Here is an 11647-nt window from a genome sequence, read left to right on the forward strand (position 1 = left end):
TCCATGCGCGCGCAACCCGCAGCTCTGACAGCGCCGCCGGCGCCACTGAACAGGTCGAATCATCGCAGCGCCTACACGGCGTTTTTCAGGAAGTCGGCGTCATTCTGGCTGGCCCTGCCGTTTCCCCTGGGCCTGTTGCTGTTATGGGCCCTTGCCGCGCAACAGGGCTGGGTGGCGCCGCAGGTCTTGCCGTCGCCGCAGGCGGTGCTGGCGACCTTCACCGAACTGATCCAGTCCGGTGAACTGTTCGATAACCTGAAGATCAGTTTTTTGCGGGTCGTGCTCGGCTTCGGCGTGGGTGTGGCGGGTGGCTTGCTGCTGGGCGTGGCGATGGGCTTGTCGCCCCTGTTCAAGGATTATTTCTATCCCTTCTTCAAGGCCTTCAGCCAGGTGCCGGTGCTGGGATGGCTGCCGTTGCTGATGCTGCTGGTCGGCATCGACGAAGCGCTCAAGATCATCCTGATTGCCAAGGCCGCGCTGGTCCCGATTGCCGTCAATACCTACAAGGGCATCGAGAACGTTCCGGCGCGTTATGTCGACGTCGCCCGGGTGCTGCGTTTCTCGCGCTGGCAACTGCTGTGGCGGGTGATTTTTCCAGCAGCGCTGCCGCCGATCTGGAACGGCGTGCGCTACGGCTTTACCCATGCCTGGCTGGCGCTGGTGGTGGTCGAATTGCTGGCATCCTCGGAAGGCCTGGGCTACATGATCGTTTTCGGTCGCCAGTTATTTCAGCTCGACGTGGTGATCGCCGCAGTCGTGGTGGTGGGCGTGGTCGGTTACCTGGGGGACCAGGTGCTGGCGCGCATCGAAGTGATCCTGCTCGGCTGGCGCCGCAGTGGATTTTAAGGAGCCGTCATGCGCCAGGAAGATCGAATCGATCGTCACCCGATACCCAGGGCATTGCGCGGGTGGGTCCTGCCGTTGGGGCTGGTGTTCTTGTGGTGGCTTGCCGCCTATAACAATTGGTCGACGTCGCCATTGCTGGTGCCACCCGCCAAGGTGTGGGACACCGCCGTGCAGCAGTTGCTCAGCGGCGACCTGGCGCGCGCCCTGTATGCCAGCGTGCGACGTGACCTGATCGGTCTGGCCATCGGCGTGTCGGCGGGCTTGGTGTTCGGCACCGCCTTCGGTCTGTCGCGCCTGTTCGAGCGCATGATCGGACCAAGCTTTCATACGGTGAAGCAGATATCGCTGTTTGCGTGGATTCCCTTGCTGTCGGTCTGGTTCGGCCTGGGCGACGCCGCCAAGGTGGCTTTCCTGTCGCTGGCCGCATTCTTCCCGGTGGTCCTCAATACCTTCGAAGGCATACGCAGCGTGCCGGGCGAATTGATCGAAGCCGCCCGCGTGCTGAAATTCACCCGCGTGCAATGGCTTACCAAACTGGTCTTGCCGGCGGCGGCGCCCTCCATCCTGGCCGGTTTTCACCTGGCGCTGGTGTATGCCTGGCTGGCCACGCTGGGCGCCGAGTATCTGCTGGTGTCGGGGCAGGGCATCGGCAACACCATGATCGATGGTCGCGAGCTGTTCCTGATGGACCTGGTGATCTTCGGCGTGATCGTGGTCGGCTTCGTCGGCTTTGCATTGAACTGGCTGGCCGCCAGGCTCGAAACGCGCCTGCTGGCGTGGCGCGGCCGCTCGGTGGCGCAATTCCAATAACACCAAGGAGTCAGCATGGCGCAAGCCGGTACGCTGGAAATCCAGCATCTGAGTAAATCGTATCCGGTCAAGGGCGGCCAACTGGCCGTGCTGGAAGATGTGACGCTCAACATCGAACCCGGCGAATTCGTCAGCATCGTCGGCACCAGCGGTTGCGGCAAGTCGACCTTGCTGCGCCTGATCGTCGGCCTGGAAGATCAATACCAGGGGCAGGTCCTGCTGGATGGTGAGCGCATCGTCGGCACCAGCCTGCGGCGCGGCATCGTGTTCCAGGAGCACCGGCTGTTTCCGTGGCTGACCGTAGAAGGCAATATCGAACTCGGCCTGCTCAACGCCAGGCAGACGCCGGCGCAGAAGCGCGAGGCCGTGCGCGAGCACATCGCGCTGGTCGGCCTGCAGGGCTTCGAAAAGTCTTATCCGCATCAATTGTCGGGTGGCATGGCGCAGCGGGTGGCGATTGCCCGGGCGCTGGTCAGCAAGCCTGAGATCCTGTTGCTCGATGAACCGTTCGGCGCGCTAGACGCCATGACCCGCGCCTATCTGCAGCAAGAGCTGCATCGCCTGTGGCAAGCCGAAGGCATCACCATGATCCTGGTCACGCACGATGTCGAGGAAGCGGTCTACCTGGGCAACAAGGTGGTGGTGATGGAGCCGCGCCCGGGGCGCATACGACGCATCGTACCGGTGGAACTGTCGCATCCCCGCGAGCGGGCCGGCACCGCCTTTGCGAGCGTCAAGCAGCGGGTGCTGGCCGAGTTCTCGCACGATGGCGCCAGCCTGGCCGAAGCACCGCTCAAGCCGGACTTGCCGCCCGCCACGCAGATCGTGCCGGCACTATGGCAATTCGCGGTATGAACAGGTCGCCCGATAGCGGCAGTGCGTTGGCCGGTGCCGATGTCACCGTCGCCACACCTCGGTGCCAGCGCTGCTGGCCAGGTCTGTCCAACCGCCCGACGTTGCCCCCGAATCGTCCCACCCAACAAGGAGATAGCCATGCCTGAAAACCTGCTCGAACTGCAACCGGTCGCCGGTCGTATCGGCGCCGAGGTGCGCAATGTACGTTTGTCCGCAGCGCTGGAGCCGGCCACGTTCGCGGCCATCCGCGCCGCACTGTTGCGGCACAAGGTCCTGTTTTTCCGGGGCCAGCAGCATCTCGACGATAGCGGCCAGGAAGGTTTCGCCAAGCTGTGGGGTGAATTGGTGGCGCATCCGACGGTGCCGGTGCGGGATGGCACCGGCTATCTGCTGGAACTCGATTCCGAGCATGGCGGTCGTGCCAATTCGTGGCACACCGACGTTACCTTCGACCTGGCCTATCCCCAGGCGTCGATCCTGCGGGCAGTCGAGATCCCGGCGGCCGGTGGCGACACCGTCTGGGCCAATACCGCCCAGGCCTATCTCGATCTGCCGGCGCCACTGCGGCAGTTGGCCGATCAGCTGTGGGCCCTGCACACCAACGATTATGACTACGCTGCGCGCTTCAATACCGATGCGGCAGGCCTGAAGCGCTACCGTGAAATATTCACCTCGACCATCTATGAAACCGAGCATCCGGTGGTGCGCGTGCATCCCGAGACCGGCGAGCGCACGCTGGTGCTGGGTCATTTCGTCAAGAAATTGCTGGGACTGCCCACCAGCGACTCCGATCATCTGCTGCAATTGCTGGCCAGCTACGTGACCCGGCTGGAAAACACCGTGCGCTGGCGCTGGTCGGTGGGTGACGTCGTCATCTGGGACAACCGCGCCACCCAGCACTACGCCATCAATGACTATGGCGACCAGCGCCGCGTGGTGAGGCGGGTGACCGTGGCCGGCGACATACCGGTATCGGTCGATGGTCGCACCAGCCTGTCGCGCAGCGAGCGGCGCCAGGCGGCTGAAGCCGTGCGTGCCCCAGAACAGGCATTGGCATCATGAGCGGCCCGCGCAAGCAACTGAAGCTGGGCGCGTTTGTCATGGCCACGGGCCATCACGTGGCCGGTTGGCGGCATGCGGGGGCCCAACCCGATGCCGGGCAGAATATCGCGCATTATCGGCAGATCGCCCAGACCGCGGAGCGCGCCAGGTTCGATGCCTTGTTCCTGGCCGACGGCGTAGCCATTCGCGCCCACGACCAGGAAACCTTGCATCGCACCGCACGCGCGGCCTCGTTCGAGCCGTTGACCCTGCTGTCGGCCTTGTCACAGGTCACCGAAAATATCGGCCTGGTGGCGACCGTGTCGACCACCTATAACGAGCCGTACCACGTGGCCCGCAAGTTCGCCTCGCTCGACCATCTGAGCCATGGCCGGGCCGGCTGGAATGTGGTTACTTCCTGGTCCGAGCACGAAGCGCAGAACTTCAATCTTGATCGGCATCCCGAACATGGCGCCCGTTACGAGCGCGCCGAGGAATTCGTCGATGTAGTGCGTGGCCTGTGGGACAGCTGGGAGGATGACGCCTTTCGCTACGACCAGCAGCAGGGCGTGCTGTTCGATCCCGACAAGCTGCACACGATTCATCATCGCGGCAAGCATTTTGCAGTCAAGGGTCCGTTGAATGTGGCGCGTCCGGTGCAGGGGCATCCGGTGATCGTGCAGGCCGGTTCTTCCGACGCCGGCCAGGACCTGGCGGCCCGCACGGCCGAGGTGATCTTTACCGCCCAGCAATCGTTGCAGGACGCGCAGGCCTTCTACAGCAGTCTCAAATCGCGCATGGAGCGTTATGGTCGCGATCCCGACCAGTTGAAGATCATGCCGGGTGTTTTCCCGGTGGTGGGCCGCAGCCACAGCGAGGCGCAAGAGAAATATGAGGAGCTGCAATCGCTGATCCATCCCAGCGTCGGGGTGTCGATGCTGCAGCAGCACCTGGGCGGCATCGATCTGACCGGGTATCCGCTGGATGGGCCGCTGCCGGAGAACCTGAAAGAGCCCAACGGCACCAAGAGCCGTTTCCAGCTGGTCACGGCGCTGGCGCGGCGCGAGAACCTGACGCTGCGGCAGTTATACCTGCGGGTGGCCACCGCACGCGGGCACTGGTCGCTGTACGGCACGCCGGAAAGCATCGTCGATCAGCTGGAAGAATGGTTCACCAAGGGCGCTGCAGACGGCTTTAACATCATGCCGCCGACCTTGCCGGGTGGGCTGGATGATTTCGTGGCGCTGGTGTTGCCCGAACTGCGCCGGCGCGGACTGTTCCGTACCGAATACGAGGGCCGCACCTTGCGCGAGAACCTGGGGCTGGCGCGACCGGCGCACCGGGTCTATCGACAGGATGAGCGGTGGGCGGGCAAGGTGGCGTGACGCTCTGCAAAGCAATGCCGCCCAGGGGGCTTCGGGTATGATGTGGCGCTCGATCCCAACCGAAACCTAAATTGACTGAAGAATTAAATCAGCCGCCCCGGGCTGATGAACAAGATTCCGGCTCTTTCGAGAGTTATTTTCGTGATCCCGCGCTGGCTGGCGAGTCCTCGCTCGCGTGGGGCGTGGGCCAGCGCCTGGATGTGCTGGACGCCTTGCGCGGCCTGTTGAGCGGCGGCCAGGCGGCGGCCCGCCTGCGGGTCTGGGCTTTTCTCGAGCTTGCCGCACAGCCGCAAGGGCGCTTGCAGCGCGAAGACCTCAATCAGCTTTTCTACGCCCTCAAGCCCGAAGCGCTGGATGCGGTGCTCAAGCGGCTGCGCGAGCTCGCCCTGCTGGTATGGGACACCACCGCCCAGGATTACTGCCTGTCGCCGCTGGCGCAGCAGGTGCAGGCGCTGCTGGCGCCATTGACGCGTTCCGTGAGCGAAGACGACGACATGGCGTCGCTGCTGGCGCAGGTCGCCGGCGCTCAGGCCATGGGCTTGTCCGATGCCAGCCAGATCCGGCATCTGCATGCGCAACTGGCGCGCCTCTACGACGAATTTGCCGATGCCATTGCCAGTGGCTCCGAAGCCCGCCTGCGCGAAGCGCAACCGCGTTTCGAACGCGCCCTGAAACTGGTGGGGCGCGCCGGCGAAGCGCTGACTGCACTGATCCGCAGCGAACACGACGATGCCCGGCTGGAGCGCGAAGCCCGCGCCTTGGGCGGCGGCCAGGCGCGCCTGTTGTCGATGGCCAGCCAGTTCACGCGCGCCCTGCAACAGGCCGATCGCCAGCGGGTCACCCTCGGCAGCACCGGCGTGACCAGTACCGATGTGCGTCGCTGGCTGCAATCCCATGCCGACCTGTCGACGCTGCTGGGCGATGCGCTGTCGCTCGGCGTCAAGCCCATCTTTGTCAGCGGCCACGAGCTGGTCGACGTGGCCGAGGGCGAATTCGAGCGCGACCGGCCTGATCTGCAACGTTCACAGGGCTTGCCACCCGCGGTGCAAGCCGCCACGGGCGAGTTGGAAACCCTGCGCATGCCGTTCGAGCTGGGGGCCCTGATCGATCAGCTGGCCGGACTCGGCGCCTTGCCCGACGGCCAGGCCTCGGCGCCGCAGCCACTCACGGACGTGGTACTGGGCGGGCGTTTTGCGCAGGCTGCGTACCGCATGCAGTTACTGCCGTTGCTGGGCGACCGCCAGGCCCGGACCCTGAAAGGTCAGACCGGCGAGCTGGCGCGCTTGCCCTGGCAGACCGGCTTCCTGGCCGCGATCGAACAGGTTGATGATCCCCATGTCAGCGCGCTGAGTGCCGGCGCGCTGCATCCTGATATTTCCCGAGAATCCGATGAGTGAAGTCATAGACGAGGCAGGCCTGCTGGCCGCCGAACTGCTGGCGCGCCGCTGGTTGCCGCGCAAGCATCCGCGCGTGCGCCGTGCGTTGATCGACGCCGACCTGTGGCAATCCGTGCAAGAGCGCCTGGCGCAGGTGGGGCTGCGGCTGGTCGACAATATCCATGCCGACCATATCTGCGTGGCGCTGCTGCGCGGGGCCGAGACGGCCGTGTTCGGCGAGGCCGGGCTGGATGCCAACAATAACGTCGAATTGCCGCGTGACGCGGTGTCGTTATTGATCCTGCTGTGGTCCCTGATCGTGTTGCCCAAGCGTGAACGCCAGTCGGCGCGCGCGGCCAGCGCCGAAGGCGATGCGCAGGAAGAAATGTTCAATCGCGAAAAGCCGCTGCCCAGCGCCGCCGCAGTCAGTCCGGTGGTTTCCTACAAGGCGCTGCTGGCCGATTTCGGCACCCAGCTGGGCAAGAAGACCCGGATGGATGGCAACCTGAAGCGCCTGGAGGGGCACGGTTTCATCCTGCGTCGCGGCGACGATATCGCCGAAGGCCCCTTGCTGGATCTCTTGCTTGATTACGACAGCCTGGCGCCACGCATCCTCGATGGCGCGCTGGGCGATGTCCTGGCGCGCGTGCGCCAGCAGGAAAGCGACACCGCCGCCCTGACAGAAAACCGCGCCGATGGAGAAGACGCCTGATGTTTCACCTGCAATCGCTTGAACTGCTGCAATGGGATTATTGCCAGCGCCTGACCCTGCCGCTGGACGGCGCCATCATCACCGTCGCCGGTCCTAACGGCTCGGGCAAGACCACCTTGCTGGACGCCATGCGCACGCTGCTGGGCCTGGATTGCTCGGGTGGGCGCAGCTACAAGACCTACGCCCGTCACGCCAATGCCGACACCACCTGGCTGCGCGCCACGGTCGACAACCGCCCTTATGGCCGGCAGACTTCCACCCGGCCGTTCGCCCGCAATCTGTTATATGCCGACAAGGTCACGCTGGCATGCCGCATCGAGCGCAATGGCGGCGACTGGCAGCGTCGTTATGCGATGGCCGACGGCGATGTCTCCATCGAGAGCATGCTCGAGATCCCGGACAAGGACTGGCTGGGCGTGGAGCACTGGCGCCGGCGTCTCGAAAATGCCGGTCTGTCGCGCGCGATCGCCCGCGTGCTGGCGCTGGAGCAGGGCCAGACCGATCGCTTGTGCGAATTCTCGCCGCGCGAACTGCTGCGACTGGTGTTTGAAGTCTTCGGCGACCAGGAAGTGCTGGACCGCTATGAAGAAGCGCGCCGCCATCAGCGCGAACTGGCGGCCGAAGTCGAAGCGGCGGAACGCGAACTGGTGCATGGCGAAGCGCAACTGGCCACGCTGGAAGCACGCGTGAACCTGTATCGCCAGTACCAGGGCAAGCTGCGCGAGCGTGAAACGCTGGCCACCGAAGTCATCCCGGTGCTCAACTGGCACGAGGAAAGACAAGTCACCGCTGGCAGGTTGCGCGAACTGCACCGCCAGCGCTTGCATGCCAGCGCGCAGCGCCGGCAACGCGCCGACGACCATGCGCGGCTGTTGCGCCTGTTGCAAGAGCGCCAGGCAGCAGCGGAAAAGGTACTGCAGCTGGAAACCGAGCGACATGAAGCACAGAAGCTGCAGGTGCAGGCGCGCGACGCCGAGAAACCGGTGGAGCAGCTGGTCGCCCATGCCAGGGAATTGATGAGCCTGGCCGCGGTGGAGGCCGATGCCGGCGAACTCACCAGGCGCCTGGAAGAACTTGAGCAGCAAAAGGCTGCGCACGACGAGCAATGGCGCGACCTGTCGGCTCAACGCAAGGATGCGCAAGGCGCGCTGGATCGCCTGCAGGGCCAGCGCCAGGCCCCGCCGCCGCCCGAAGTGCAGCGCTTTGGCCGCACGCTGCGCCAGGAAGACATCGCGCACCACTTCCTGGCCGACGTCATCGACATCACCGATGAACATTGGCGCGCTGCGGCCGAGGGCGTCCTGCGCGGCTCACGCTGGATCGTGGTGCTGGACAATCCCGCCGACGAAAGCCGCGCGATGGCCCTGGCCGAGCGTGAGCGCTATCGTCACTATGTCGTCGCCGATGCCGCCAATGCACCAGTGCAGCCTGCAGCCGACAGCTTGCTATCGGTACTGCGGTTCTCGGCCAAGGCGCCGTCCTGGTTATTGCGCCAGTTGTCCAACATCACGCGAGTGGCCGATACGCAAGAGGGGGTAAGGCAGGGCGGGGAATGGATAACACCGCAGGCTTACTGGCGAGATGGTCGAGGCGGCCGCAGTGTCTGGAGCGATCCGGGCGATTACCAGTTCGGCGCCGCCGCGCTGGCCGCGCGCAAGGCCTCGATCGAAAAGCGCCTGGCCGCACTCGACCAGCAACTGACCGAACTGGCCTTGCAGCAGAGCGCCGTGCGGCGTCAGCACGCGGCGGCTACTGAAGCCAGCAAGGGGCACCTTGCCGCCGATGAACTGGCGCGGCGCAGCGAAGAATTCGAATTGGCGCGCCGCCAGTTGCCGGCGCTGTCGCAGGCACGCACCGCGGCCAGCCTGCGTTGGGATGCGCTGGACCAGGAACACAAGACCGCAGTCGTCGCCAACACTCGCGCCGACAGCAGTTACCTGGCCTTGCAGAAGCATTTGCGCGAGGCTGAGGGCGACGTCGAGCGCCACGAGCGCGAATGGCGTGGACGTTACGATGAGCAGGTCAGTCGCGCGGCAAGCTCGCGTGCGCAGAAGAAGCGCTTTCCGCCGAGATGGATCGCAGCGAGCGCGGTGCAATCGCTCTATGACACTTATTCCAATGGCAAGCAGGCCGAGTTGCGCATGGGTGCGGTGCAAGGCGAACTTGATACCGGCAATTGGGAAACCGACCCCGGCGTGATGGATCGCCAGGTGCTGATGCAGGGCACGGTGGGCAACCAGCGCAATGAGCTGGATTCGCGCAAGGCCAGCAATTCGGCGGCAGAGGAAGCGGTGGGCAATGCCCGCGAGCGTTATAGCGACGTCCTGCGCGCCACCATCCGTCGCTACCGCAAGAACATTGTCGAACTTGGGCTGTTGGCCGGGGTGGATGTCAGCGCCGACCTGCCGCATCTGGACAACGACGACGCCGTATTGCGCCAGGCCGAGTTGAAGGTCAGTTTCAATTTCGACGGCAAGGGGCAGATTGGCTTGAACGACGGCGAGGCATCTGGCGGGCAGCAGGTGATCAAGTCCCTGATCCTGCTGGTGGGTTTGCTCAAGGACGACGATGTGCCGGGCGGCTTTGTATTCATCGATGAGCCGTTTGCCCACCTGGATGTGCGCAATATCCAGCTGGTGGGGCATTTCCTGAAATCGACCCGTGCGCAATACGTGTTGACCACGCCGATCACGCACAACGTCGAGGTGTTCGAGCCGGCCGATATCACGCTGGTGACGTCGAAGAAGCCACGTGACGCACGCTGGGCGCCACCGATCGGGGTGTTGCAGCGGCGTGCAGATTCGGCATGATGGGCGGCGGGGCGAGTTATCTTTAACTCTTCCCGTCGTCCTGACGAAAGTCAGGACCCGGCGTCTCTCAGCGTCGGCATGATGCGACAGAAGCCACTGGGTACCGGCCTTCGCCGGCACGACGGGTTGATTATTTATAACCAAACCACCGTCGTCCTGACGAAAGTCAGGACCCGGCGTCTCTCAGCGTCGGCATGGTGCGACAGAAGCCACTGGGTACCGGCCTTTGCCGGCACGACGGGTTGATTATTTATAACCAAACCACCGTCGTCCTGACGAAAGTCAGGACCCAGCGTCTCTCAGCGTCGGCATGGTGCGACAGAAGCCATTGGGTACCGGCCTTCGCCGGCACGACGGATTAGTTATTTATAACCAAACCACCGTCGTCCTGACGAAAGTCAGGACCCAGCGTCTCTCAGCGTCGGCATGGTGCGACAGAAGCCACTGGGTACCGGCCTTCGCCGGCACGACGGATTAGTTATTTATAACCAAACCACCGTCGTCCTGACGAAAGTCAGGACCCAGCGTCTCTCAGCGTCGGCATGGTGCGACAGAAGTCACTGGGTAGCGGCCTTCGCCGGCACGACGGATTAGTTATTTATAACCAAACCACCGTCGTCCTGACGAAAGTCAGGACCCAGCGTCTCTCAGCGTCGGAATGGTGCGACAGAAGCCACTGGGTAGCGGCCTTCGCCGGCACGACGGATTAGTTATTTATAACCAAACCACCGTCGTCCTGACGAAAGTCAGGACCCGGCGTCTCTCAGCGTCGGCATGGTGCGACAGAAGCCACTGGGTACCGGCCTTCGCCGGCACGACGGATTAGTTATTTATAACCAAACCACCGTCGTCCTGACGAAAGTCAGGACCCAGCGTCTTTTAACTCCGTTTAACTAAGACGACAACCCATACACCTTGCCCGAAGTCTCGCCCCAAAGCGCGTCCTGTTCGCTTTCCGTCAAGCGCGTCTGCGCCCACTCGCGGGTAACCGAGACGACCTTCGAATAAGACGCCGCCAGCAGGCAGACAGGCCAGTCCGAACCGAACATGAGCCGTTGCGGCCCGAACAGCTCCAGTGCGGTATCGAGGCAAAGCAGGATATGGTCGAAATCGCGCAGACACAATCCGCGCATCCAGTCGGCTTCGGTCACCAGGCCCGAGAGCTTGCAGGTGACGTGCGGCATGGCGGCCAGCGCCCGTACCTCTTCACGCCAGCGCTCGAAGGCGCCCTTGTTCTTGCGAAACTCCTTGAGCGCCGGTTTTCCCAGATGGTTGAGCACCAGCCAATGCTGGTCATGCGCGGCGCAAAATGCGCGCACTGAAGATAACTGCCGCTCATGCACCAGCACGTCGTAGACGTAATGGCGCTCCTGCAGCCAGCGGATTCCCTGGTTGAACTGCGGCTGCGCCAGGAACGCCGACGGATCACTCTCGTCCTGGAGCTGGTGGCGAAACCCTAACAGCTTGTCGCGCCCCCATTGCTCCACGTGATCCGCCAGTTCAGGCGATGAAATATCTTCCCAGCCGATGATGCCCGCGATGCGCCGATCCTGGCGCGCCAGCGCCAGCAGGAAAGCCGTCTCGTCGCGGCCCGCGCGGGCCTGCACCGTGATCGACGCCTGCAGGCCGTGCGCTTCCAGCAGCGGCTGGAACTGGTAAGGCATCCGATCCAGCGCCAGCAGTTCCATGTCGGTGCCGATCCAGGGATAGTCCTGCGAGCGATAGCGCCAGAAGTGTTGATGGGCGTCGATCCGTAGCGGTTTTTTTATACTCATGAGGAAGCAACTCCACACGATGGCTAGCGAGACAGAC

Annotated in this window: 9 protein-coding genes; 8 read left to right on the forward strand and 1 reads right to left on the reverse strand. The window is 63.9% G+C overall.

All coding sequences use genetic code 11. From position 1 onward, the window contains the following. Positions 1-3: 3 nt before the first annotated feature. The 8 genes from LBW87_RS18070 to LBW87_RS18105 all read left to right on the forward strand — a co-directional run bounded on the left by LBW87_RS18070 (position 4) and on the right by LBW87_RS18105 (position 9835). On the forward strand, positions 4-846 hold the full coding sequence (locus LBW87_RS18070) for an ABC transporter permease (RefSeq protein WP_225202852.1): 843 nt from the start codon (positions 4-6) through the stop codon (positions 844-846). Between the two features lie 9 nt (positions 847-855). After that, positions 856-1656 carry an ABC transporter permease gene (locus LBW87_RS18075; protein ID WP_225202853.1) on the forward strand — a complete coding sequence of 267 codons (801 nt, stop codon included), beginning with the start codon at positions 856-858 and terminating at the stop codon, positions 1654-1656. Positions 1657-1671: 15 nt separating this feature from the next. Then, on the forward strand, positions 1672-2511 hold the full coding sequence (locus LBW87_RS18080; protein ID WP_225202854.1) for an ABC transporter ATP-binding protein: 840 nt from the start codon (positions 1672-1674) through the stop codon (positions 2509-2511). A 39-nt stretch (positions 2512-2550) separates the two neighbouring features. Further along, positions 2551-3573: a TauD/TfdA dioxygenase family protein gene (locus LBW87_RS18085; protein WP_413927659.1), complete on the forward strand. Its 1023-nt coding sequence runs from the start codon at positions 2551-2553 to the stop codon at positions 3571-3573. Further along, entirely contained in the window at positions 3570-4937 is a 1368-nt protein-coding gene (locus LBW87_RS18090; protein ID WP_225202856.1) for an LLM class flavin-dependent oxidoreductase, read from the forward strand. The genes LBW87_RS18085 and LBW87_RS18090 overlap by 4 nt, the downstream gene beginning before the upstream one ends. 71 nt (positions 4938-5008) lie before the next feature. Continuing rightward, complete coding sequence (locus tag LBW87_RS18095) at positions 5009-6334, forward strand: hypothetical protein (protein ID WP_225202857.1); 1326 nt, start codon at positions 5009-5011, stop codon at positions 6332-6334. After that, a complete protein-coding gene (locus tag LBW87_RS18100) occupies positions 6327-7025 on the forward strand; it encodes a hypothetical protein (protein ID WP_225202858.1) in 699 nt (232 codons plus the stop codon). The genes LBW87_RS18095 and LBW87_RS18100 overlap by 8 nt, the downstream gene beginning before the upstream one ends. Then, positions 7025-9835 (forward strand): ATP-binding protein, encoded by a 2811-nt coding sequence (locus tag LBW87_RS18105; protein WP_225202859.1) that lies wholly within the window; start codon positions 7025-7027, stop codon positions 9833-9835. Before LBW87_RS18100 ends, LBW87_RS18105 begins: the two co-directional genes overlap by 1 nt. 893 nt (positions 9836-10728) lie before the next feature. Here the strand turns inward: LBW87_RS18105 and LBW87_RS18110 are convergent. Continuing rightward, a complete protein-coding gene (locus tag LBW87_RS18110) occupies positions 10729-11610 on the reverse strand; it encodes an amidohydrolase family protein (protein WP_225202860.1) in 882 nt (293 codons plus the stop codon). Positions 11611-11647: the final 37 nt, after the last annotated feature.

It is taken from the genome of Herbaspirillum sp. alder98 (assembly GCF_020179755.1).
Lineage (GTDB): Bacteria > Pseudomonadota > Gammaproteobacteria > Burkholderiales > Burkholderiaceae_D > Herbaspirillum.

What these genes read in the sequence shown, in the direction of transcription:
- LBW87_RS18100 (WP_225202858.1), top strand. Translation starts at nt 6,327, where the DNA reads ATGAGTGAAGTCATAGACGAGGCAGGCCTGCTGGCCGCCGAACTGCTG.
- LBW87_RS18105 (WP_225202859.1), top strand. Translation starts at nt 7,025, where the DNA reads ATGTTTCACCTGCAATCGCTTGAACTGCTGCAATGGGATTATTGCCAG.
- LBW87_RS18110 (WP_225202860.1), bottom strand. Translation starts at nt 11,610, where the DNA reads ATGAGTATAAAAAAACCGCTACGGATCGACGCCCATCAACACTTCTGG.
- LBW87_RS18070 (WP_225202852.1), top strand. Translation starts at nt 4, where the DNA reads ATGCGCGCGCAACCCGCAGCTCTGACAGCGCCGCCGGCGCCACTGAAC.
- LBW87_RS18090 (WP_225202856.1), top strand. Translation starts at nt 3,570, where the DNA reads ATGAGCGGCCCGCGCAAGCAACTGAAGCTGGGCGCGTTTGTCATGGCC.
- LBW87_RS18075 (WP_225202853.1), top strand. Translation starts at nt 856, where the DNA reads ATGCGCCAGGAAGATCGAATCGATCGTCACCCGATACCCAGGGCATTG.
- LBW87_RS18080 (WP_225202854.1), top strand. Translation starts at nt 1,672, where the DNA reads ATGGCGCAAGCCGGTACGCTGGAAATCCAGCATCTGAGTAAATCGTAT.
- LBW87_RS18085 (WP_413927659.1), top strand. Translation starts at nt 2,551, where the DNA reads ATGTCACCGTCGCCACACCTCGGTGCCAGCGCTGCTGGCCAGGTCTGT.